Annotated in this window: 25 protein-coding genes, 1 tRNA gene and 1 other RNA gene; 12 read left to right on the forward strand and 15 right to left on the reverse strand. The window is 65.7% G+C overall.

All coding sequences use genetic code 11. The features are described 5' to 3' along the window. Positions 1–167: 167 nt before the first annotated feature. The 10 genes from JM664_RS15240 to JM664_RS15285 form a co-directional block, all read right to left on the reverse strand. Positions 168–244 (reverse strand) — tRNA-Arg (locus tag JM664_RS15240). 79 nt (positions 245–323) lie between these two features. Beyond that, a complete protein-coding gene (locus tag JM664_RS15245) occupies positions 324–1,544 on the reverse strand; it encodes a cysteine desulfurase (RefSeq protein WP_227420795.1) in 1,221 nt (406 codons plus the stop codon). Then, complete coding sequence (locus tag JM664_RS15250) at positions 1,544–2,113, reverse strand: YIP1 family protein (protein WP_227420858.1); 570 nt, start codon at positions 2,111–2,113, stop codon at positions 1,544–1,546. Before JM664_RS15250 ends, JM664_RS15245 begins: the two co-directional genes overlap by 1 nt. 2 nt (positions 2,114–2,115) lie before the next feature. Then, positions 2,116–2,601 (reverse strand): YIP1 family protein, encoded by a 486-nt coding sequence (locus JM664_RS15255; RefSeq protein ID WP_227420796.1) that lies wholly within the window; start codon positions 2,599–2,601, stop codon positions 2,116–2,118. Between the two features lie 3 nt (positions 2,602–2,604). Then, positions 2,605–3,885: a Fe-S cluster assembly protein SufD gene (gene sufD / locus JM664_RS15260; protein ID WP_227420797.1), complete on the reverse strand. Its 1,281-nt coding sequence runs from the start codon at positions 3,883–3,885 to the stop codon at positions 2,605–2,607. Continuing rightward, positions 3,885–4,640, reverse strand: a complete 756-nt coding sequence (gene sufC, locus JM664_RS15265) for a Fe-S cluster assembly ATPase SufC (RefSeq protein ID WP_227420798.1) — start codon at positions 4,638–4,640, stop codon at positions 3,885–3,887. Before sufC ends, sufD begins: the two co-directional genes overlap by 1 nt. Positions 4,641–4,645: 5 nt before the next feature. Further along, positions 4,646–4,966 (reverse strand): heavy metal-binding domain-containing protein, encoded by a 321-nt coding sequence (locus tag JM664_RS15270; protein ID WP_227420799.1) that lies wholly within the window; start codon positions 4,964–4,966, stop codon positions 4,646–4,648. After that, the gene (gene sufB, locus JM664_RS15275; RefSeq protein WP_227420800.1) at positions 4,963–6,483 is read right to left on the reverse strand and encodes a Fe-S cluster assembly protein SufB; all 1,521 of its coding nucleotides are present in this window, start codon (positions 6,481–6,483) and stop codon (positions 4,963–4,965) included. The genes JM664_RS15270 and sufB overlap by 4 nt, the downstream gene beginning before the upstream one ends. A gap of 15 nt (positions 6,484–6,498) precedes the next feature. Continuing rightward, positions 6,499–7,545, reverse strand: coding sequence for a cysteine desulfurase family protein (locus JM664_RS15280; protein WP_227420801.1), 1,047 nt, complete (start codon positions 7,543–7,545; stop codon positions 6,499–6,501). Continuing rightward, the gene (locus tag JM664_RS15285; protein WP_227420802.1) at positions 7,545–8,003 is read right to left on the reverse strand and encodes a Fe-S cluster assembly transcriptional regulator IscR; all 459 of its coding nucleotides are present in this window, start codon (positions 8,001–8,003) and stop codon (positions 7,545–7,547) included. Before JM664_RS15285 ends, JM664_RS15280 begins: the two co-directional genes overlap by 1 nt. Before the next feature lie 154 nt (positions 8,004–8,157). Here JM664_RS15285 and JM664_RS15290 point away from each other — a divergent pair, with 154 nt between their 5' ends. The 4 genes from JM664_RS15290 to typA all read left to right on the forward strand — a co-directional run bounded on the left by JM664_RS15290 (position 8,158) and on the right by typA (position 12,592). Continuing rightward, a complete protein-coding gene (locus JM664_RS15290) occupies positions 8,158–8,811 on the forward strand; it encodes an alpha/beta hydrolase (RefSeq protein ID WP_227420803.1) in 654 nt (217 codons plus the stop codon). Between the two features lie 271 nt (positions 8,812–9,082). Continuing rightward, a complete protein-coding gene (locus JM664_RS15295; protein ID WP_227420804.1) occupies positions 9,083–10,294 on the forward strand; it encodes an NADP-dependent isocitrate dehydrogenase in 1,212 nt (403 codons plus the stop codon). 60 nt (positions 10,295–10,354) lie between these two features. Next, positions 10,355–10,690, forward strand: a complete 336-nt coding sequence (locus JM664_RS15300; RefSeq protein WP_227420805.1) for a DMT family transporter — start codon at positions 10,355–10,357, stop codon at positions 10,688–10,690. A gap of 81 nt (positions 10,691–10,771) precedes the next feature. After that, entirely contained in the window at positions 10,772–12,592 is a 1,821-nt protein-coding gene (gene typA, locus JM664_RS15305) for a translational GTPase TypA (RefSeq protein ID WP_227420806.1), read from the forward strand. Positions 12,593–12,628: 36 nt separating this feature from the next. On the opposite strand, the gene JM664_RS15310 is transcribed toward typA, so the two are convergent. Then, positions 12,629–14,293 (reverse strand): BCCT family transporter, encoded by a 1,665-nt coding sequence (locus JM664_RS15310; RefSeq protein WP_406675821.1) that lies wholly within the window; start codon positions 14,291–14,293, stop codon positions 12,629–12,631. Positions 14,294–14,425: 132 nt separating this feature from the next. Between JM664_RS15310 and JM664_RS15315 the strand changes: the two genes are divergently transcribed. The 3 genes from JM664_RS15315 (at position 14,426) to JM664_RS15325 (ending at position 17,085) form a co-directional block, all read left to right on the forward strand. After that, complete coding sequence (locus JM664_RS15315) at positions 14,426–14,944, forward strand: DinB family protein (RefSeq protein ID WP_227420808.1); 519 nt, start codon at positions 14,426–14,428, stop codon at positions 14,942–14,944. An 18-nt stretch (positions 14,945–14,962) separates the two neighbouring features. Then, a complete protein-coding gene (locus JM664_RS15320; RefSeq protein WP_319637546.1) occupies positions 14,963–15,955 on the forward strand; it encodes an oxidoreductase in 993 nt (330 codons plus the stop codon). An 86-nt stretch (positions 15,956–16,041) separates the two neighbouring features. Continuing rightward, a complete protein-coding gene (locus JM664_RS15325) occupies positions 16,042–17,085 on the forward strand; it encodes an ABC transporter substrate-binding protein (protein ID WP_227420810.1) in 1,044 nt (347 codons plus the stop codon). A gap of 35 nt (positions 17,086–17,120) precedes the next feature. Here the strand turns inward: JM664_RS15325 and JM664_RS15330 are convergent, their stop codons facing one another. The 3 genes from JM664_RS15330 to ssrA all read right to left on the reverse strand — a co-directional run bounded on the left by JM664_RS15330 (position 17,121) and on the right by ssrA (position 18,749). Further along, positions 17,121–17,567 (reverse strand): SspB family protein, encoded by a 447-nt coding sequence (locus JM664_RS15330; protein WP_227420811.1) that lies wholly within the window; start codon positions 17,565–17,567, stop codon positions 17,121–17,123. A gap of 277 nt (positions 17,568–17,844) precedes the next feature. Then, on the reverse strand, positions 17,845–18,309 hold the full coding sequence (locus tag JM664_RS15335) for a DsrE family protein (protein WP_227420812.1): 465 nt from the start codon (positions 18,307–18,309) through the stop codon (positions 17,845–17,847). A 91-nt stretch (positions 18,310–18,400) separates the two neighbouring features. Next, positions 18,401–18,749, reverse strand: a transfer-messenger RNA (tmRNA) gene (ssrA, locus tag JM664_RS15340). A 607-nt stretch (positions 18,750–19,356) separates the two neighbouring features. On the opposite strand from ssrA, the gene JM664_RS15345 reads away from it, so the two are divergent. The 4 genes from JM664_RS15345 (at position 19,357) to JM664_RS15360 (ending at position 21,651) form a co-directional block, all read left to right on the forward strand. Further along, entirely contained in the window at positions 19,357–19,494 is a 138-nt protein-coding gene (locus JM664_RS15345; protein WP_227420813.1) for a hypothetical protein, read from the forward strand. Positions 19,495–19,847: 353 nt separating this feature from the next. Then, on the forward strand, positions 19,848–21,239 hold the full coding sequence (fumC, locus tag JM664_RS15350; RefSeq protein WP_227420814.1) for a class II fumarate hydratase: 1,392 nt from the start codon (positions 19,848–19,850) through the stop codon (positions 21,237–21,239). Then, on the forward strand, positions 21,239–21,436 hold the full coding sequence (locus JM664_RS15355) for a DUF4169 family protein (RefSeq protein WP_227420815.1): 198 nt from the start codon (positions 21,239–21,241) through the stop codon (positions 21,434–21,436). Before fumC ends, JM664_RS15355 begins: the two co-directional genes overlap by 1 nt. Continuing rightward, entirely contained in the window at positions 21,433–21,651 is a 219-nt protein-coding gene (locus JM664_RS15360) for a ribbon-helix-helix domain-containing protein (protein WP_227420816.1), read from the forward strand. The genes JM664_RS15355 and JM664_RS15360 overlap by 4 nt, the downstream gene beginning before the upstream one ends. Here JM664_RS15360 and JM664_RS15365 read toward each other — a convergent pair. After that, positions 21,648–22,400: a cytochrome c biogenesis CcdA family protein gene (locus JM664_RS15365; RefSeq protein ID WP_227420817.1), complete on the reverse strand. Its 753-nt coding sequence runs from the start codon at positions 22,398–22,400 to the stop codon at positions 21,648–21,650. The two genes, JM664_RS15360 and JM664_RS15365, sit on opposite strands and share 4 nt — an antisense overlap. A 93-nt stretch (positions 22,401–22,493) precedes the next feature. Between JM664_RS15365 and JM664_RS15370 the strand changes: the two genes are divergently transcribed. Continuing rightward, positions 22,494–22,721: a sulfurtransferase TusA family protein gene (locus JM664_RS15370; RefSeq protein ID WP_227420818.1), complete on the forward strand. Its 228-nt coding sequence runs from the start codon at positions 22,494–22,496 to the stop codon at positions 22,719–22,721. Positions 22,722–22,728 lie beyond the last annotated feature (7 nt).

A 22,728-nucleotide genomic window follows, 5' to 3' on the forward strand; every position in this document is an offset into this window, starting at 1 on the left:
GGACGCCAACCGCCTCGCACGCATCCTCCGCCTGCACCTCCAGAACAAGCTCAACGCACTCCGCAAAAGCCTCGAAAACGCCCCCGACAACCAGACGGATCACGGTAGCCGGACACCCTGAACGGCGGAGTCCAAACTGGAGCATCCCAGGCAGCTGCAAGAGGGGATGGCGGTCGCATCAGGATTCGAACCTGAGACCTCTGCCTTCGGAGGGCAGCGCTCTATCCAGCTGAGCTATGCGACCGTCTGCAGCGCGATCCGTCGCGCCGATGCCCCGCGATTAGTCGATCGGAGCGGCGGGGGCAAGGGCGGAACCCGTGCCCTCAGTCGAAGAACTCGTGGCAGAGCTCCAGCGCGCTGACGAGGACATCGACCTCCTCGCGCGTGTTGTAAAGGCCGAACGAGGCGCGGCAGGTGGCGGTGACGCCGAGGTGGTCCATCAGCGGTCCGCAGCAATGGTGCCCAGCCCGCACGGCCACCCCCCGCTTGTCCAGAATCGTCGATATATCATGCGCGTGCGCCGCACCTCTCAGAGTGAAGCTGAAGATGGCAGCCTTCGAGGCGCTGGTGCCCTGCAGGTCCAGCCACTCGAGCCCGCCGAGGCGCTCGCGCGCGTAGTCGCGCAGTCCCGCCTCGTGCGCCGCAATCGCGTCCATGCCCAGCTCGGTCATGTAGTCGAGCGCCGTTCCGAGGCCTATCTGCGAGACGATGCCGGGCGTGCCCGCCTCGAACTTCATCGGCGGGTCATTCCAGGCGATACCGTCCTTGTGCACCTCGCGGATCATGTCACCGCCACCCACGAACGGCCGCATCTCCGACAGCCGCTCCTTGCGGATGTAGATCCCGCCCGAGCCTGACGGACCATAGAGCTTGTGCCCTGTGACCGGATAGAAGTCGCAACCAATCGCCTGCACGTCCACCGGCATGTGGACGGCTGCCTGGCTGCCGTCGACGAGCACCGGCACGCCGCGTTCGCGTGCGCCCTCGCAGATCGACGCGACGTCGACCACCGTCCCAAGCACATTCGAAAGGTGTGTCACGGCCACGAGCTTTGTGCGCGGACCGATCGCGTCCAGCACCGCCTGCGGGTCGAGGTCGCCCCTGGCATTGACGTCCACCCACTTGAGCACGACGCCCTGCCGCTCGCGCAGGAAGTGCCAGGGCACGATGTTCGCGTGATGCTCCATCACCGACAGGACAATCTCGTCGCCCGCCTCCATCCGCGGCATCGCCCAGCCGTACGCGACAAGGTTGATCCCCATTGTCGTGCCGGTGTTCATCACGATCTCGTCTGGCGATCCGGCGTTGAGGAAGCGCGCGAGCGTCTCTCGGACCCCCTCGTACCGCTCGGTCGCGAGGTTCGAGAGGTGGTGCAGACCGCGGTGCACGTTGGCGTACTCGTCCGCGTAGGCGCGATGGATCGCGTCGAGCACGACCTGCGGCTTCTGCGCGGAGGCGCCATTGTCCAGATAGACCAAGGGCTTGCCGTTCACCTCGCGCGAGAGGATCGGAAAGTCGCGACGGATCGCGTGGACGTCATACATCAGGCCGTTCCCTGCATCGGCGCTCCGGACAGCGACAGGAGAAACATGAAGATCAAAGCGACGCCCAGCGACACCGCGAGGATCAGCGCAAGAGACTTCAAGAGCGAGCCGTAACTGTGCAGGACGTCAATGAAATTGATGTTAATCCAGAAGGCGAGGATGGCAACTGCGATCACGAACACCCCCGCCAGCGGCGGTGCCGCAATCCAGAGCAGGATCTCCACGAACTGCCCCAGCAGGAGGAGGAACTGAAGAAACGTCATCAGCAGCACGGTTTCCGGCAGGCTGCCGGTGCCGCCCATCGCGCGCCCGCCGCGATACAGGCCGAAGATGAAAAAGGCGATCAGTGTGGCCATCACCGCCGCAATCGCCAGCGGCGGCAGGCTGGCCTGCATGGGATCGTTCGGCGTCAACTCGGTGGTGATGATGGTAAGTATCACGCTGAGCACGATCACGAGCGCGAGCGCCGGCACCAGCGCCTCACGCGGGATGCCCAAGGACAGGAGCGTGGTGGCAGCCTCGCGCGGGTTGCGAAGCGCCTGCAGCGCTAGGGTCAGGAACGTCCCCATGGTCACGCGCACTCTCCTTCGGCCTCGCACAATCCTGCGACCCAGAACCACAGGAACGCCCCGAGCGCCAGCGCGCCGACGACGGTCAGGAGCGGACCCGGGCCGACGAAGCCTGCGACGAGACCGTGAACGAGCCAGAGCGGCACCGCCGAAAGGAGCGCCCAGAAGAGCGCCAGCCGCGCCGCGAACCAGCTACCGTGGCCGCCGAAGCCCCGTGCCACCAAGTGGCTCAATGCAGCAATTCCGTATAGCAGCAGGGGCGCGACGAAGACCCAGCCGAAGAGCGCGCCGCCGATGAGCATGTCGAGCTCCTGCCCCGTCAGATGCGCCTCGCGCGAGAGCCGCGGCCACTGCGCCAAGAAGATCAGGACGCAGGACAGCATTGCCATGCCGAGCGCCCGATCCTCGCGAGGGCCCTGGTCGAGCAGCCGGCGCAGCACCGCCCGCGGCGCCCGGTAGGTCCGCGCGATATCGGCGGTGACCGCCATGCGCTAGCGGCGCCGACGCGACAGCCAGCGCTCGAGCTGCGTCACCAGATCCTCAGCGATCATGCGGTCGTCGATCTCGTCGATCGCCTCGGCGAGGAACGCGAGCGTCAGCAGGTCCTGCGCGTCGCTCTGCTCGACCCCGCGCGAGCGGAGATAGAACATCGCGTCCTCGTCGATGGCGCCCGAGGTCGAGCCATGCGAACACTGCACATCATCGGCGTAGATCTCGAGCTCCGGCTTGGCCAGGAACTGGCTGTCTCCATCCAGCAGGAGCGACTGGCTGATCTGGTAGCCGTCGGTCTTCTGCGCGCTCTGGCGGACGAGGATCTTGCCCTGAAAGACGCCGGTGGCGCCGTTCCTTAGCACCTTCTTGAAGACCTGACGGCTCTCGCAGTTGCGCCCCTCGTGGGTGACGAACACTGTGTCGTCGTGGTGGAAATCACCATCGCCGACCGCGGCCCCGGCGACGTGGGCGACTGCATCGTCGCCCGCAAGCTCAATGACCGCCTCGTTGCGAGTCATCATGCCGTTGGCTGTCAGGGTGAAGCACTTGAAGACGCACTCGCCGCCGAGGCGGGCGAAGACATGCGTCACCGCGCGCCGCTCGTGGTCGCGGCCCTGTGCCCGCACATGGTGGAACGTCGCGCGGTCGGCAACCTCGACCTCCGTCACCGTGTTGAAGCGCGCCGCGGCAGGTCCTGTCTCCAGCAGCGTCAACTCCGCACCCTCCTCGACCTTCACGACGTGGTGGAGGATCGCGTCGGACTGTTCCTGCTCGTGTAGATAGACCAGCGCCACCGGCCGCCTCACCTTGCCGGTCGCCCGGATGAGCAGACCATCGGTCGCGAAAGCGGTGTTCAGCGCAGCAAGCGGCCGCGACACGGGCTCCTGCCCCCGCACCTCGAGCTTGCCATAAAGGTCGCGCGCCCAATGGATGTCGCCGCTCTGCGCGACCCGTTCGATCGCCACGCCCTCGGCCGCGAGATCGTCGGAGGCTTCCGGGTCGAAGACGCCGTCGCGGAAGACGATCCGCAGCCGGTCGATACCGCTAAAGATCTCCGACCCCTCCTCCCGCAGCACCTGCGCCGGCGTCGGCTCGGGCTGGATCAGGCTGTCGGGCCGCGTGAAGCGCCAGTATTCGTCCCGCCGCTGCGGCAGGCCGCCTGCGCGCACCCGCTCAAGCGCGTCCCGGCGCGCTGCGGCGGCCCAGGAAGGGCCCTGCGGCAGGTCGAGCGCCGAAAGCCGCGCCTCGACCGCCTCATGGTCGATCTTGCGCAGCGCCATCAGGCCACCTCCGCCAGGATGTCGGCATAACCGTTGTTCTCCACCTCGAGCGCCAGTTCAGGCCCACCAGTCTTCACGATGCGGCCGTCGGCCATGATGTGCACGACGTCCGGCTGGATGTGGTTCAGAAGCCGCTGGTAGTGCGTGATGACGAGGAACGACCGTCCCGCGTCTCGCAGGGCGTTGACGCCATCCGCGACCAGCTTCATCGCATCCACGTCGAGGCCTGAGTCGGTCTCGTCCAGCACGCACATCCGCGGCTCGAGCACCGCCATCTGCAGGATCTCGTTGCGCTTCTTCTCGCCGCCGGAGAAGCCGACATTGACCGGACGCTTGAGCATCTCCGGGTCGATCTGCAGCGTCTTCGCCTTCTCCCGGATCAGCTTGAGGAACTCTCCCGCGCTGACTTCCGCCTCGCCGCGTGCCTTGCGCTGCGCGTTCAGCGCGGTGCGCAGGAACGTCATGTTGCCGACGCCGGGGATCTCGATGGGATACTGGAAGGCGAGAAAAAGCCCTGCTGCCGCGCGCTCCTCGGGCTCCATATCGAGCACGTCCTCGCCGTCGAGCGCAACCGCGCCCTCGGTGATCTCATAGCCGTCACGACCCGACAGAACGTAAGCCAGCGTCGACTTGCCGGAACCGTTCGGTCCCATTATGGCGTGCACCTTGCCGGCATCGACGTGCAGGTCGACCCCCTTGAGGATCCGCTTGTCCTCTTCCTCAAGTTTGACGTGCAGGTTCTTGATATCCAGCATTTTCCTCAATCCAGTCTGACGGCGGTGCCGCTGGCCGAGACCATCAGCATGCCGTTGTCCTTGCCCACGACCTCGTAGTCGAGGTCGACGCCGATCACCGCGTCGCCACCCAGGCGCGCAGCTTCGGCCGTCATCTCTTCGAGCGCCGTCTCGCGCGCCTCGCGCAGGCTCCGCTCGTAGCCGCCGGAACGGCCGCCAACGATGTCGCGGATCCCGGCGAAGAAGTCTCGGAAAACGTTCGCACCGAGGATCGCTTCGCCCGTGACGACGCCGCAGTACTCCACGACTTTCCGACCCTCGATCGACTGCGTCGTGGTGACGATCATCCGACAGACCCCTCAAGGCTGATCGCCACCAGCTGCTGCGCCTCCATCGCGAACTCCATCGGCAGCGCCTGAAGCACATCCTTGCAGAAGCCGTTGACGATGAGCGCCACCGCCTCTTCCTCGTCCATCCCGCGCTGCTGGCAGTAGAACATTTGGTCGTCGTCGACCTTGGACGTCGTCGCTTCGTGCTCGGCACGGCTCGAGTTGTTCTTTACCTCGATGTAGGGAACCGTGTGCGCGCCGCACTGGTCGCCGATCAAAAGGCTGTCGCACTGGGTGTAGTTGCGGCTTTCCTTCGCCTTCGGGTGCATCGAGACAAGGCCCCGATACGTGTTCTGCGCGTGCCCCGCGCTGATTCCCTTTGAAACGATCCGGCTCCTAGTGCGCTTGCCGAGGTGGATCATCTTGGTGCCGGTGTCCGCCTGCTGCCAGTTGTTCGTGATTGCGATCGAGTAGAACTCGCCCTGGCTGTCGTCACCGCGCAGGATGCACGACGGGTATTTCCACGTCACCGCGGAGCCCGTCTCGACCTGCGTCCACATCACTTTTGAACGGTCGCCGCGGCAGTCGGCGCGCTTGGTGACAAAGTTGTAGATGCCACCCTTGCCGTTCTCGTCGCCCGGATACCAGTTCTGGACCGTCGAGTACTTGATCTCCGCGTCCTCGAGCGCGACCAACTCGACCACGGCCGCGTGAAGCTGCGCCGTGTCGCGCTGCGGGGCCGTGCACCCCTCGAGGTAGCTGACGTAGCTGCCTTTGTCGGCGATGATGAGCGTCCGCTCGAACTGGCCGGTGTTCTCGGCGTTGATGCGGAAGTAGGTCGACAACTCCATCGGGCACTTCACGCCCGGCGGCACGTAAACGAACGAGCCGTCGGAGAATACGGCTGAATTGAGCGTTGCGAAGAAGTTGTCCTGGATCGGAACGACGCTCCCGAGATACTTCTTCACGAGTTCCGGGTGCTCCCGGATTGCCTCGGAGATCGAGCAGAAGATCACGCCCGCCTTGGCCAATTCCTTCTGGAAGGTCGTGCCGACGCTCACGCTGTCGAACACCGCGTCGACCGCCACCTTGCGGCCTTCGGCCGGCGCCTCCTCGGCACCCTCAACGCCCGCCAGGATCATCTGCTCCTTGAGCGGGATGCCCAGCTTCTCGTAGGTCTGGAGCAGCTTGGGGTCCACCTCGTCCAGCGACTTCGGCTTCTCCATCATGCTCTTGGGCTTGGCGTAATAATACTGCTCCTGATAGTCGATCGGCGGGTGCTGGATCATCGCCCAGTCGGGCTCTTCCATCTGCTGCCAGCGCTCGAACGCCTTGAGCCGCCAGTCCGTCATCCACTCTGGCTCGGCGTTCTTCTCGCTGATGAGGCGCACGATGTCGGTGTTCAGGCCCTTGGGCGCGAACTCCATCTCGATGTCCGTTTCCCAGCCGTGCTTGTACTTGCCGGCCATCGCCTGGACGCGCTCGACCGTCTCGCGGTCGACGCCTTCGCGGATATCGGTATCGAGTACAGTCATCTCCGTCCTTTCCATTCAGGCGGCGCGCGCCCGAAACTTCCTGTTTTGCGCCAGCCAGGCGCCGGCAAAACCTTCAGCCTCTTCCCGCGTCGTGGTCGATCCGAGAGAGACGCGGATCGCCGAGCCGGCTGTTCGTTCGTCCAGACCCATGGCGGAAAGCGTTCGACTCCGGCTTAGCTTGCCGCTGGAACAGGCCGACCCCGCCGACACGGCATAGCCCGCCAGGTCCATCTGCATCACCTGCGTCTCGCCCTTCCAGCCAGGCGTCGCAAGGCAGATCGTATTCGGCAGACGCGGCGCGCCGTTGCCGACCAAGATAGTATCGGGAGCGCCGGACGCCAGAGCACCCTCAAGCCAATCCCGCAGTTCGGCAACACGCTCCCACGACCCTTCGGCCAGGTCGCGCGCCGCCGCGCTGGCAGCCGCGCCGAAACCCGCGATCGCCGCGACGTTCTCGGTGCCCGACCGCCGCCCCATCTCCTGGCCGCCGCCACGGATTAGCGCCATCACGTCCAGGCCGCGCCGTAAAATCAGCGCGCCGACGCCTTTAGGCCCGCCGATCTTGTGCGACGAAATCAGGGCCATCTGAGCACCCGACCAGTCGAACGCCACGGGCAGCTTGCCAAACGCCTGCGTCGCGTCCGTGACGGCAATCCCTTTTGGCAGCGACTGCACAACCCCCGTCTCCGAGTTCGCCATCTGCAGCGCCGTGCGCGTCGGCTCGCTCACCGCAACGAGGCCTTCCGCCGAAACCGGCAGCGCGCCATCGACCCACGCCGCCACTGCGTCATGCTCGACCGGCGCCCCAGCCAGGTCGCGCCCGGTAAGCGCCAGCGCCGCCGCCTCGGTCGCACCGCTGGTGAAGACGACATCGGACGATTGCGCGCCGAATGCCTCGGCCACCTCCGCCCGCGCCCTCTCGACCACACCGCGGGCGGCTCGCCCCTCCGCGTGGATCGAGGACGGGTTGCCCACCAGATCCAGCGCCGAGACCATCGCCTCCCGCGCCTCAGGCCGCAGCGGTGCGCTTGCGTTCCAGTCGAGGTAGGTCCGGCGCCGCATCAGTCGTCGACCACCTGGAAGAGCGTCGGCACCGCCGGACAAGGCGTCAGCGCGTTCCCTACCACGTCGCTGAGGCGGGTCTGGTGCAGAAAGACATAGACGTGGGCACTGAGACCTTCCCACAGTCGGTTCGTCATCGACTGCGCCCGCGTCCCGGAGAGGCCACCGGAAGCCGCCGCCCCTGTTTTCATCGCGCTGACCGTCTCGTCCACCGCCTCGAGCACCTCCGATACACGAATCTCGGAGGCAGGCCGCGCAAGGCGGTAGCCGCCCCCTGGTCCGCGCACACTCTCGACGATGCCGGCCCGGCGAAGCTTGACGAAAAGCTGCTCGAGATACGCCAGCGAGATCGACTGCCGCCGGCTCAGGTCGCCGAGCGACAGGAGCTTGTCCTGCGGCTGCGCAGCCAGATCGGCGAGCGCGACCATCGCATAGCGTCCCTTGGTGCTCAGCTTCACGTATGGCTCCCGGCAGAGCTTTGTTGACGCGACACGGCGCGGTGACTAGGTGCAGTCATCACCGGCGCCCGAACGCTTGGTTTAGAATTGTTCTAATGTGTCCGACTGAACCCGTCAACTAAGCGGGGCGCGGATACGTCAAGGCAGGGAACGAATGCCCGAAGTCATCTTCCCCGGCCCCGAAGGCCGTCTTGAAGGTCGTTACCACTCTCAGAGGCAAAAGGACGCTCCGATTGCGATCGTCCTGCACCCGCATCCGCAGTTCGGCGGGACGATGAACAACCGCGTCGTCTACAACCTGCACTATGCCTTTCACAAGATGGGCTTCACCGTCCTACGCTTCAATTTCCGGGGCGTCGGCCGCAGTCAGGGCGAGTACGACCAGGGCATCGGCGAGCTTTCGGACGCCGCTTCGGCGCTCGACTACCTCCAGTCGCTGAACCAGAACTCGAAGCACTGCTGGGTGGCCGGCTTCTCTTTCGGTGCCTGGATCGGAATGCAGCTCTTGATGCGCCGGCCCGAGATTACCGGCTTCGTCAGCGTCTCGCCGCCGGCGAACATGTACGACTTCTCTTTCCTCGCACCATGCCCGTCGTCCGGCCTCATCATCAACGGCACGGCCGACCGGGTGGCGCCGCCGAAGGATACGCAGGGGCTGGTCTCCAAGCTGCACGAGCAGAAAGGCATCACCATCACTCATGAGGAAATCGAGGGCGCCGACCACTTCTTCCAAGATCCTTACATGGACAAGATGATCGACTCGGTCTCGAACTACGTGAAGCGGCGGCTGACCGAGAACAGCCGGTAGTTCTTCGGCGCTTGCCGCCGGTCATAGCGAACGGAAGACGGCTCGACGGAGCCGCTCCGTTGATTTTGTGAAACATACTACGCGCGAGATCCTTTGCATCGTGGCCTCACCGGCGGCGATCGCACCCCGCTATCCTTTCGTATTTCACGGTCGATCGCATAGCGGACGCGCAGTCACTGAGTGACGCGTCCCGCGTTGCTCGCCTGCGCTTCCGCTCCCGCGCGCCATGGGTTAGGAAGCGCGCGACCATTTCCAAGGACGGGATCACCCAATGACGAAGATCAAAGTCGACAACCCGGTCGTCGAGCTCGACGGAGACGAGATGACCCGGATCATCTGGGATTTCATCAAGCAGAAGCTGATCCTGCCCTATCTCGACGTTGACCTGCTCTACTACGACCTCGGCATGGAGGAGCGGGACCGCACCGACGACCAGATTACCGTCGACGCGGCCGAGAAGATCAAGGAGGTCGGCGTCGGCGTGAAATGCGCCACCATCACCCCTGACGAGGCGCGGGTCGAGGAGTTTGGCTTGAAGCGCATGTACCGCAGCCCGAACGGCACGATCCGCAACATCCTGGGCGGCGTGATCTTCCGCGAGCCGATCATCTGCAAGAATGTTCCCCGCCTCGTCCCCGGCTGGACGCAGCCGATCGTCGTCGGCCGCCACGCCTACGGCGACCAGTACCGCGCCACCGACTTCCGCTTCCCCGGCAAGGGCAAGCTGACCATCAAGTTCGTCGGCGAGGATGGCGAAACGATCGAGCACGAGGTGTTTCAGGCGCCGGCCTCGGGCGTGGCGATGGCGATGTACAACCTCGACGAGTCGATCCGCGACTTCGCCCGCGCCTCGTTCAACTACGGCCTGATGCGCGGCTACCCGGTCTACCTTTCGACCAAGAACACGATTCTCAAGGCCTATGACGGCCGCTTCAAGGACATCTTCCAAGAGATCTTCGACGCCGAGTTCGCCGACGAGTTCAAGAAGAAGGGCCTGACCTACGAACACCGGCTGATCGACGACATGGTCGCCGCGGCGCTGAAATGGTCGGGCGGCTACGTCTGGGCGTGCAAGAACTACGACGGCGACGTGCAGTCCGACATCGTTGCACAGGGCTTCGGCTCGCTGGGTCTGATGACCTCGCGGCTGATGACGCCCGACGGCAAGATCGTGGAGGCCGAGGCGGCGCATGGCACCGTCACCCGCCACTTCCGGCAGCACCAGCAGGGAAAGGAGACGTCGACAAACTCGATCGCCTCTATCTACGCTTGGACCGGTGGCCTGCGCCACCGCGCCGCGCTCGACGGCAACGACGCGCTGAAGACCTTCGCCGAGACGCTCGAGCGCGTGGTAGTCGAGACGGTCGAGTCGGGCTTCATGACCAAGGACCTCGCCCTCCTCGTCGGGCCGGACCAGAAGTGGCTGACGACGCAGGGTTTCCTCGACAAGATCGAAGAGAACCTGAACAAGGCGCTGTCCTGACGCCGCCGGCTTTCGCAGAAGGGCCGGCGTTCGCGCCGGCCCCCTTCACTCGGAGGCTCGATGCCGCACGCCTATATCTACCTCGTGCTCGCGATCCTGACCGAGACAATCGGCACCACCGCCCTTCAGGCCAGCCAGCAGTTCACCCGTCTCGTACCGTCGGTCATCGTGGTCGTCGGCTATGGCCTGTCGTTCTGGCTGATGGCGCTGGCGCTGAAGTACATGCCGGTCGGCATCGTCTACGCGATCTGGTCCGGCCTCGGCATCGTGTTCATCGCAGTGATCGGCTACGTCGTCTTCGGTCAGCGGCTGGACCTGCCGGCGCTGCTCGGAATCCTGCTGATCCTCGGCGGCATCCTTGTGATACACCTCTACTCGAACACGGCGCCGCACTGACCTGAAGCGGCCGCGCCCAAATCGCTGGCGCCTGCGCCCCGGGCGCGATAGAGGGGCGCCTCTCTCACTGAAAGCGAATCCATGGACCTGCGCAACATCGCCATCATCGCCCACGTCGATCACGGCAAGACGACGCTCGTGGACGAGCTGCTCAAGCAATCCGGCGCCTTCCGTGAAGGTCAGGCGGTGGCCGAGCGAGCGATGGATTCGAACGACCTCGAGCGCGAGCGCGGCATCACCATCCTCGCCAAGGCGACCTCGGTCGAGTGGAAGGGCACGCGCATCAACATCGTCGACACTCCGGGCCACGCCGACTTCGGCGGTGAGGTCGAGCGCATCCTCAGCATGGTCGACGGCGTCTGCCTGCTCGTCGACGCGGCCGAGGGGCCGATGCCGCAGACGAAGTTCGTGACGTCGAAGGCGCTCGCGCTGGGACTGCGCCCCATCGTGGTGCTGAACAAGGTCGACAAGCCCGATGCCGAGCCGGATCGGGCGTTGAACGAGGTCTTCGACCTCTTCGCCGACCTCGGGGCCGACGAGGACCAGCTCGATTTCCCGCATCTCTACGCCTCGGGCCGCGCCGGTTGGGCCTCTGCCGAGCCCGACGGCCCGAGAAAGAGCCTCGCGCCGCTCTTTGACCTGATCGTGCACCACGTGCCGCGCCCGCGTCAGATCATCCGCAAGGATGAGCCGTTCCAGATGCTGGCGACCACGCTCGGCGCGGACCCGTTTATCGGCCGCATCCTGACCGGCCGAATCGAGAGCGGGACCGCCCGCACCGGCGCCACCGTGCAGGCGATCAGTCGCGTGGGCCAGAAGATCGAGCAGTTCCGCATCTCCAAGATCCTCGCGTTCCGCGGTCTCGCCCAGACCGCCGTCGATGAGGCGGAGGCGGGCGACATCGTGACCTTGGCCGGAATGAGCAAGGCGACCGTCTCCGACACGATAGGCGCGCTGGCGATCGAGACTCCCCTGCCCTCGCAGCCGATCGACCCGCCGACCATCAGCGTGACCTTCGGCATCAACGACAGCCCGCTTGCTGGGCGCGACGGCTCCAAGGTACAGTCCCGCGTCATTCGCGACCGCCTGCTCAAGGAGGCGGAGTCGAACGTTGCCATCCGCGTCACCGACACCCCCGGCGGCGAGGCGTTCGAGGTCGCCGGACGGGGCGAGCTGCAGATGGGCGTGCTGATCGAGAACATGCGGCGCGAGGGCTTCGAGCTGTCGGTCAGCCGGCCTCAGGTGCTCTTCCGCGAAGAGGACGGCCAGCGCATGGAGCCGATCGAGGAGGTCACGATCGACGTCGACGACGACTATACCGGCGCGGTCATCGAGAAGCTGACCGGCGTCCGCCGCGGCGATCTCGTCGAGATGAAGCCCGCGGGCGCCGGCAAGACGCGCATCGTGGCCCATGTTCCTTCGCGCGGCCTGATCGGCTATCACGGAGAGTTTCTGACCGACACCCGCGGCACCGGCGTCCTGAACCGCCTGTTCCACGGCTGGGCGCCCTACAAGGGCCCGATCCCCGGCCGCCGCGCCGGAGCGTTGATCTCGATGGAGGACGGCGTTTCGGTCGCCTACGCGCTCTTCAACCTCGAGGATCGGGGAAAGATGTTCATCGGCGCGCAGGAACAAGTCTACCAGGGCATGATCATCGGCGAGCACAGCCGCGAGAACGATCTTGAGGTGAACCCGCTCAAGGGCAAGAAGCTGACCAACATCCGCGCCTCCGGCACGGACGAGGCCGTGCGCCTTACCACGCCTGTCACCATGAGCCTTGAGCAGGCCATCGCCTACATCGACGACGACGAGCTCGTCGAGGTCACGCCAAAGGCCATCAGGCTTCGCAAGCGCTTCCTCGACCCACACGAGCGCAAGCGACAGTCGCGCGCCAGCGCCTGAACGCCTGCCGAAGAAGGCACATTCCGGAGGAGCGCGTTAGCGCTCCTCCGTCCTCAGGCCCTGAATGATCGTCCAGCACATCGCGAGCAGGATGATCGTGAAGGGCAGACCCGTCGAGATCACCATCGCCTGGAGCGCGCCGAGCCCCCCGCCGATCAGGAGCACGATCGCGACCGCGCCCTCGAACGTCGCCCAGAACACCCGCTGCGGCACCGGCGCATCGACCTTGCCGCCCGCGGTGATCGTGTCGATTACCAGCGAGCCCGAGTCGGACGACGTCACGAAGAACACGATCACCAGGATGATGCCGATCGTCGAGGTGACCGCGGCCAGCGGCAGGCCCTCGAGCATCGCGAAGAGCGAGAGCTCGGGACTGTAACTGTCGATCACGTTCGCCTTGACGACGCTGGTCTCGGGGCTGCTCAGCACCTGGTCGATCGCGACGCCGCCGAACACCGCCATCCAGAGAACGCAGACGAGCGACGGGATCAGCAGCACGCAGATGATGAACTCTCGCACCGTGCGGCCACGGCTGACGCGGGCGATGAACATGCCGACGAACGGCGACCAACTGATCCACCAGGCCCAGTAGAACGTCGTCCAGCCGTGAACGTACCCCTCGTCCTCGCGGCCGAACGGGTTCGACAGGGCCGGCAGGTCCACGACGTAGGCACCGAGCCCGGTGACGAAGTCGCTCAGCACCGTGGCGGTCGGGCCAAGGAAAAGAACGAAAAGCAGGAGCAGCGCCGCGACCACCATGTTGATCTCCGACAGCCGCTTCACGCCGCCGTCGAGACCTCGGACCACCGAGATCAACGCGATGCTGGTGATGATCGAGATCAGGATCACCTGCACCGTCGTGTTATTCGGCACACCGTAGATGTATTCGAGCCCCGCATTCGCCTGCTGCGCGCCAAGCCCGAGCGACGTGGCGAGGCCGAAGAGCGTCGCGAAGACGGCGAGCGTGTCGATGATGTGCCCGGTCCAGCCCCATACCCGGTCGCCGAAGATCGGATAGAAGGCCGAACGGATCGTCAGCGGCAGCCCCTTGTTGTAGGTGAAGAGCGAAAGGGCGAGCGCCAGGACCGCGTAGATCGCCCAGGGGTGCAGACCCCAATGATAGATCGAGGCGGCGAGGCCCATGGTCCGCGCCGCGCCCACGTTCTCCGAAATGATGCTGCCGTCCTCCGCGATCGGAGAGGCGACACCGAGCGGTTCGGAGACTGCCATGTGGTAAACCGGTTCGAGCACACCAAAGAACATCAGGCCGATGCCCATTCCCGCGGCGAACAGCATCGCGAGCCAGCCGAGATAGCTGTAGTCGGGCGTCGCGTCCTTGCCACCCAGCCGGACGCCGCCCCACGGGGTGAAGATCAGCGCGAGGCAGAACACGACGAACACGTTCGCGGCGATCATGAAGAACCAGTCGAAGTTGTCCGTGAGCGCCGGCCGGAGCCATCCGAAGACGCTCGCCGCCTGCTCGGGGAGCGCCAGAGCATAGAACACGAAGACCACCACGGTGATGCCCGAGATGGCGAAGACCGGGTTGTGGATGTCGAAGCCAATTGGGCCGACCTTGCCCTCTACATTGTCCTGACCGACGACGTAGTCGGTCTCGATGATGCTTGCCTCAGGCGGTCCGGTGTCTGCCACAGCTCCTGTCCCCTCCGCAGTTTTCCTGGCGCCGGCAAGCCGGCACATCTGCGTATACAGGAGAATGATCACGGTCCCAACCCGCTGCTGCCGCACTGTTGACTTGAGGGCCGCCGCCGCGTGAGATGGCGCCATGACGCCAGCGTCCGCAGCCCGCTTCGCCACAGGTACGGGCGTCCCATGATCGAACCCGAATACGTCCGGACGATGGCGCAGTACAACGACTGGCAGAATCGCGCGATGGTCGCCGCCGCGGACACGCTGGACCAGACCGCGCGCACGGCAGACCGCGGCGCCTTCTTCGGCAGCATCGCCCGCACGTGCAGCCACCTGCTCTGGGCCGACCTCGTATGGATGGCGCGGCTGGCGGGATGGGACGCACCTCGCGCCGGGCTGGCGGGAAGTCCCGCCCTTATCCGGAAATGGGACGAATTTCGAACCCGGCGCAGGGTGACCGACGCGCGGATCCTCGAGTGGTCGGAAAGTCTAGAGGAAAGCGACCTTGAAGGCGCGGTGTCATGGTACTCCGGTGTCGCGGGCGCGGACGTCACACGCTCCCGCTGGCTCCTCATCGTTCACATGTTCAATCACCAGACGCATCATCGGGGCCAGATCCATGCGATGCTGACGTCTGCCGGCGCCGCGACCGAGCCCACGGACCTCTTCATGATGCTTCAGGCGCCACAGCCCACGTACTGAAACCGACGGGTGAAGGAGATGCGGATGCGCGCGCTGCTGGTTGAGAAATCGGAAAGCGGTGAGACCCGCGCCGCTGTGCAACAGGTTGACGAAGCACGACTTCCTGCCGGCGACGTCACCGTCGCGGTAGAGTACTCCACGCTCAATTACAAGGACGGCCTCTGCATCGGCCCCGGTGGCGGGCTCGTCAGAAACTATCCGCACGTCCCCGGCGTCGACTTCGCCGGCACCGTGGAGGCCAGCGACGACGAACGTTACGCCCCGGGCGACAAGGTGATCCTCACCGGCTGGCGCGTGGGCGAGACCCACTGGGGCGGCTACGCGGAAAAGGCGCGGGTCAAGGCGGATTGGCTGGTCCGGCTGCCGGACGGACTCGATACCCGGCAGGCCATGGCGATTGGAACCGCCGGCCTGACGGCGATGCTGGCCGTCCTGACGCTCGAGGAAAACGGCCTCACGAGGGACCGAGGGCCGGTGCTGGTGACAGGCGCCGCCGGAGGGGTGGGCTCGGTCGCGACGACGCTGCTCGCCGCCGCCGGCTACGAAGTGGCCTGCGTCACCGGTCGGCCGGAGCAGGAGACCTACCTGCGCGACCTGGGCGCGGGGCGCATCGTGCCGCGGGCGGAGCTTGCCGAAGCTTCGAAGCGTCCGCTGGAGAGCGAGACCTGGGCCGGATGCGTCGACGCGGTGGCGGGCGACATGCTGGCGCGCATCCTTGGCCAGCTGAAGTACGGCGGCACGGTCGCCGCCGTCGGGCTTGCCGGCGGGACTGCGGTTCCCGCCTCGATCGTGCCGTTCCTGCTCCGCGCGGTGCGCCTCATCGGCATCGACAGCGTGATGCGACCCTACCGCGACCGCGTCTGGGCGTGGGAGCGCCTGGCGCGCGACATGCCGATGGAGAAGCTCGAGGCGATGGTCGAGATGGCGACGCTGGACGACCTCCCGAGGCTCGGGACGGAGATCCTTCAGGGCAAGGTACGCGGACGGATCGTGGTGGACATCAGGGCCTGACGCCCGTCGGCGAAAACCCAGGAACCGGCTTGCGAGACGGTGCCCCCAGCCCTAGCGTGCGCGGCGATGTCACCACGGAGGACACCATGAGATTCCGCACGATGACGGCCGCCCTGCTGCCGCTGGCCATGGCTCCCGCCGCGAGCGCACAGGACGGCTCGCTCCTCGTCTTTGACTATTCGGGCTTCGAGAACCCGGCCTACCATAGCGCCTATGTGGAGCAGCACGGCGACAGCCCCGACTTCACCTTCTTCGGCGACGAGGAGGAGGCCTTCCAGAAGCTCGTCTCCGGCTTCCGCGCCGACGTCAGCCATGTCTGCGCCGGCTCGGTCACCAAGTGGCGCGACAGCGGCCTGATCGAGCCGTGGGATACCTCGCGCATCGACGCCTACGGCGATCTCGATGCCAACCTCACGGGGAGCGATGTCTCCAGTGGGTCGGAGGAGATCTACTTCGTCCCGACCGACTTCGGCTCGACGGCCATCGCCTACAACACCGAGCAGGTGCCGGAAGACGCGGTGCAAAGCCTCGACGTGTTCCTCAACCCCGATTACGCCGGCCGGCTGACCCTGCCCGACAATGTCGACGACGCTTATGCCCTGGCCTACCTCGCCACCGGCACGACCGACTGGCAGGACGTGACGGACGAACAGTTCGAGGCGGCGACCGACTGGCTGCGCCAGGCGCACGAGAACCTGCGGACCTACTGGATCGACCCGGCCGAGCTGGCGCAGCTGCTGGCGACCGGCGAGGTTATGGTGGCCTGGGCGTGGAACGAGACGCTCCCGACCATGGTCGAGCAGGGCTTCCCGGTCGGCTTTGAGCGCGAACCGGAGGAGGGCTCGTCCCTTTGGCTCTGCGGTTATGTGAACCTCGCCGACGGCGAGGGATCGGAAGATCTGGCCTACGACTACCTTAACGCGATCCTCGACCCGTCCTCCACCCAGCCGCTGCTCGACGAGGGCTTCGGCCACGCCAACGCGGCCGCCATGGCCGAGGTCGGCGAGGAGGCGCTGAGGGATGTCGGGCTTGGGCAGATCGATGCGCCGGTTCTGGCGCAGCTGCCGATCTCGAACGAACAGCGCGAGCGCCACAGCGAGGCGTTCGAGCGGATCAAGGCCGGCTTCTGAAGAACAAACGGGCGGCGCCGGGATCTGGTGCCGCCCTACTTGCGGAACTTGTCGAGGCTGACGATCTCGGCTTTCTGAGGCGGCGTCTCCACCTCCTCGTGCGGTGCCTCTTCGTCGTCATCATCGTTCTCGTGCGTCTCGAACCTGAGACCGAACTCGACGGAGGGATCAACGAACGTCTTGATCGCGTCGTATGGTATGTAGAGCGGCTCCGGACTGTCGCCGAAATTGAGCGTGACCGCGAAGCCCTCATCGGAGACGTCGAAATTGTCATACCAGTGCTGCAACACGACCGTCATCTCGGTCGGGTAGCGATCGGATAGCCAGTCCGCCATCTCGACGTCTGGATTCATGGTGTCGAACGTGATGAAGAAGTGGTGCTGTCCTGGGAGGCCGTTCGCCTGAACGTCTTCAAGCACTTCCTGGATCAGGCCGCGCATGGCGCGGTGCATCAGGTTTCCGTAGTCGATTGTTCGAGACATGCTGGCAGGCCATCCCTTCGCCGTGCACCGTCAGCATAAGCGATTCCGCTGCGGATGGAAGGCCGCCTCGCCCCTTCTCTTCGCATGTGCAGCATCGCGCCTGTGCCGGCGCCCAAAGGCCGGCCCGCAGCCGGAGCGGGGAGGGACGCGCCGTCTGCGGGCCGTAGACATGGGACACTCGGAACACTGACGGCCAACGGGCCGACGCTATCTGTCTAGCATCGTTCCGGATCAGCCGCAGGTGGGGTATACCTTGCCGGCCCGGCGCGCCCGCGAGTCATGGCTTGATGTAGGTAAAGCCCTGCTGTTGCAGATGGCTCAGTTCTGCAACACCGGATGGCACGACGTCATCTTCCCATGCGTCGTAGAGATCGTCGAGAACGATGTCGCGGCTTTCGAGCGTGTTGTTGCAGATCACGAACGCCACATCCTGCGCCTTGAGGCTGCCGATCTGCGTCTGCAGCCGGTCGTCCTCGATCGCTTCCGACAAGAGGCCGACGCCGTCGCCGTGCAGCACGACCCGCGCCTCAAGGTTCTGCGCCCCGACTGCGCTGATGTGGTTCTGGATGTTGTTCATCGCCGCGCGGTAGGAGCGGCCGTCTTCTCCGCCGTCGTGGTTGATGTGGTAGACGACCTTCTGCTGTTCGTAGCGCTCGTCGCCGCCACCGTCCTGCGCCGCAATGCCGAATGTCGTGAGCAGGAGCGTCACGATGCCGGTCAGAGCAAGCTTCACGCGTTTCATGCAAAAAATCCTTCCATTTCGGCGCGCAAGGCGCACGCCGTTTGGATCTAAAGCCTTCTGCCACAGAGACGCCAGTACATCATGTAGGGAAAGTGCAGGCTTCTGTTGCCAGGTGCCTGCGAACCCCGCCTTACGCTGCTAGGCGCAAGGGCTTGAGTTTCGGTCTAGTCGCTGCTTAGGCAGCGACGGCGACCGGAGCACGGTTGTCGTTGGCAACTGTACTTTGCGGACCGATAACGGTGGTACCTCACCGGGACAAAGCCACGTCTTTACACGTTCGTCGATCCTGTTTCGGCCCCATTTTCCCCCCAACGAGGGTGTCTGGTGGAGCCGCCGGGTACCGCCCCCGGGTCCGATCCGCTTATTCCACGCACGTTTATGTCCATAGTCCCCGAGGGAACACATCGAAGGTAGTCGCAGGCGCGCGTCGTTTCAAGCACAGTTGCAGCCCCGCAAGGCGACCACGACGCCGCCGCAAAAGCTGCGCGGCAGGTCGCGCCGGGACTAAGACCGAGGCCGACGCGCCTTCGGCGCTGCTCCAGCGGCTGGGCGAGGGTGAACGCTACGACATCCCGATCGAGAGCGTGAACGGCGACGTTTCCACCTCGGTAGGCGTCTTCTTCCACCACCTCATCCCGTTCGCCGGCGGCCTCGCATGAGGCGTCGGCTGAAAAGCCGCGTCACGAAGTGGATCGACAAGAACGACCGCGAAGGTTCCGGACGAAAACGCGCCCCGTGACTTGCGCTCGCGCTCGCCAAGGGAAACCAGCGCGGGCGCAGTTTAGCCTCAGGGCGTAGTTTTTGGCGCGTGGGAGAGACAACGGGCAGCTTTGAGGCAGACGTCTCGCCCGCCACGGCCGCGCGCGTCGCGGTCTCGCGCACCTCCGCTCGCGGCAACGCGATCAACAGGTTCCTGCTCCGGCTCGTGGGCACCGACTCATGGGACGTCTTGCCGCGAGCGTCGCAAGTTTGGCGCTCAGCCCGACGATGGCGGGGTCGCCGGCTGCAAGAACGGCGCTAAGCACCTCATGCGCAGGGATGGCACCAGTGATCCCAGCCAGCTGGAGCCAGCCGCACAACATCAGCACCTGTCCGTTCGGTCGCGGCGCCCTGACCATGGAGGGCTTCGGCGATTGTGCCGTGGCCTGCGCCCCGCGCAACGAGGTTCTTCCGGTGGCGGCATGAAGAGCGCAGGCGCCTACGTCGAGGGTGCCGGCGACACGGATCTCCGCGGAGGCATCGGCTGTGTCCCTGGTGATGGGTGCAGGAGGCCGCCGCGGCGTCCTGATCAGGCTCAAACCTTCCCGAAGGTCGGCGTTCTTAACGACGCCCTGGGACAGGAGCGAAGGATCTGGATCACTCGCTGCGCCGCCTCCTACTGCAAGCCGCCTTGCCGGATGGGCCCAAGCTGGCGAAGGTCACCGGCTCCTGTCCGGTGCGATGTGACAAACCGGCTTCGGGCACGCCAGAATCCGGTTTCCCGCGCCTTCGGAGTCGAGCTATGTCGGGCGCGCGCGAGACTGGCAGGAGAGCCCGGAATGACCGACACCCGCACCGAAACCGACAGCTTTGGCCCGCTCGAGGTGGCGTCCGATCGCTACTGGGGCGCCCAGACCCAGCGCTCACTGCTCAACTTCCCGATCGGATGGGAGCGTCAGCCGGTGGCGGTCGTGCGCGCTCTCGGCGTCATCAAACAGGCTGCGGCGCAGGCGAACATGGCAAGCGGAAAGCTCGACGCGAAGCTCGGCGAGGCCATTATCCAGGCCGCGTTCGAAGTGGTGGAGGGGCGCTTCGACGACCACTTCCCCCTCGTCGTCTGGCAGACCGGCTCCGGCACGCAGTCCAACATGAACGCCAACGAGGTGATCTCGAACCGCGCGATCGAGATCCTCGGCGGAGAGATCGGGTCCAAGAAGCCGGTGCACCCCAACGACCACGTCAACATGAGCCAGTCGTCGAACGACACCTTCCCGACCGCGATGCACATCGCCACGGCGACGACGGCGCGCGACGTCCTGCTCCCGGGCCTGCGCAAGCTGCACGCGGCGCTGGAAGCCAAGGTCGCGGCGTGGGGCGACATTATCAAGATCGGCCGGACCCATACGATGGATGCCACGCCGCTGACGCTGGCGCAGGAGTTTTCGGGGTATGCGCACCAGGTCGCCAAGTCGATCGAGCGGGTCGAGGCGGCGCTGGGCGACATCTACGAGCTGGCGCAGGGCGGCACCGCCGTCGGCACGGGGCTCAACTCGCCCAAGGACTGGGGCGAGACCGTCGCGAAGTACATCGCCGAGATCACAGGCCTGCCATTCGTTACCGCGCCCAACAAGTTCGAGGCGCTGGCCGCTCACGACGCTATGGTGGCGATGTCGGGGGCGCTCAAGACCGTCGCCGCCAGTCTCTTCAAGATCGGGAACGACATCCGCCTGATGGGCTCCGGCCCCCGCTGCGGCCTCTACGAGCTCCTGCTGCCCGAAAACGAGCCCGGCAGCTCGATCATGCCGGGCAAGGTCAACCCGACCCAGTGCGAGGCGCTGACCCAAGTTTGTGCCCACGTCATCGGCAACGACGCCGCGGTCGGCTTCGCCGGCAGCCAGGGCCACTTCGAGCTCAACGTCTACAAGCCGATGATCGCCTACAACGTTCTGCAGTCCATGCAGCTCCTCGGCGACGCGGCGAGCGCGTTCACCGACAATTGCGTCGGGGGAATCGAGGCCAACGAGAGCCGTATCGACCAGCTCATGCGCGAGAGCCTGATGCTCGTCACCGCGCTTGCGCCCGAGATCGGCTACGACAATGCGACGACCGTCGCCAAGACCGCCCACAAGAATGGGACCACCCTACGCGAGGAGGCGGTGCGGCTGGGCTACGTCGACGAGGCAACATTCGACCGCGTGGTGCGGCCGGAAGACATGATCGGACCCAGATGATGAAGTCCTCTCCCGTGAACCTGAACAAGGCCCGCAAGGAGAAGTCGCGCGACCGCGCCAAGCGCGAGGCCGACGAGAACTCCGCCCGGTTCGGCCGCAGCAAGGAGCAGAAGGAGCTCGCGGCGCGACGGGCCGAGAAGCTCCGCGCCACGCTCGACTCGCACCGGGTGGGGCGCGACGACATCAAGGACGGATGAGCGCGGCGCCGCGCAAGCACTCGCTGACGCTGCGCGGCCACCGCACGAGCGTGTCGCTCGAGGATGAGTTCTGGCAGGCGTTCCGAGAGATCGCCGCCCAGCGCGAGACCGCGCTAAATGCGCTCGCGGCCGAGATCGATGAGGCGCGGGGCGCGGACGCCGGCCTTGCCTCCGCCATCCGTGTCTTCGTGCTGCGCCACTACCGTGGACGCTAGCCCAGCGTCGCGAGCGCCGGGAAGGTCTCGAGCAGCCACCACGAGAACTCGGTGAACTGCCCGGTGATCATCATCAGGCCGACGGTCCAGAGCAGCAGGCCCATGATCCGCTCGATCCGGTCCATGTGGCGCTTCATGAAAACCATCGCCCCGGTGAGCCTAGGAAAGAACGCGGCGACGAGGATGAACGGGATCCCGAGCCCTGCTGCATAGACGCCGAGCAGCGCGGTGCCGCGAGACATGCTCGCCTCCGACGCCGCAAGCGAAATGATCGCGCCGAGCTGCGGCCCGATGCAGGGCGTCCAGCCGAAAGCGAAGGCGAGCCCCAGCACGTAGGCGCCCAGCGCCGACCCGCCCCGGTTGCCGGCATCCATCCGCACCTCGCGGTCGATCACAGCGATCCGCCAGACGCCGAGGAAGTGCGCGCCGAAGACCATCACCACCAGCCCGGCGGCAAAGACGAACCAGTCCTGGTTGCGAAGGAAGAAAGTGCCGAAGGCCGAGGCGGTGAAGCCGAGCAGCAGGAAGACAGTCGAGAGGCCCATGACGAAGAACAGTGCCGACAGGACCGCACGTCGGCGCGCTGCCGCCACATGCGACATCTCTGCCATGCTAATCCCGCCCATGTAGGCGAGGTACGGCGGCACGATTGGCAGGACGCAGGGGCTGAGGAAGGAAAGAAGCCCCGCCAGTAGCGCGACGGTCGCGGCCGGCAGCAGACTTGCGTCAAGGATCTCGATTCCGAACATGCAGCTACCTCTAGCCGCGGGCGCGGACTACGTCACGCAGGCAGCGGTCACATCCCGGTGGACAGTTCACGGCGCGCCCGGCTATGGCGCCTCATGGACATTACCGACGACCTCGACGCGATCGGGCTGCTATGCCCCCTGCCCGTCCTCAAGGCGCGCAAACGGCTCGCCGCTCTGCCGACAGGGGCGTTGCTGCGGATGCAGGCCGACGATCCGGCAGCCATCGTCGACGTGCCGCACTACTGCCACGAAGCGGGCCACGAATTGGTCTCGACCGCTCAGGACGGCCGGATCCTGACCTTCATCATCCGCAAGGTCTGAGCGGCCG

This window comes from Roseitranquillus sediminis, from assembly GCF_016918935.1.
GTDB classification, from domain to species: domain Bacteria; phylum Pseudomonadota; class Alphaproteobacteria; order Rhodobacterales; family Rhodobacteraceae; genus Roseitranquillus; species Roseitranquillus sediminis.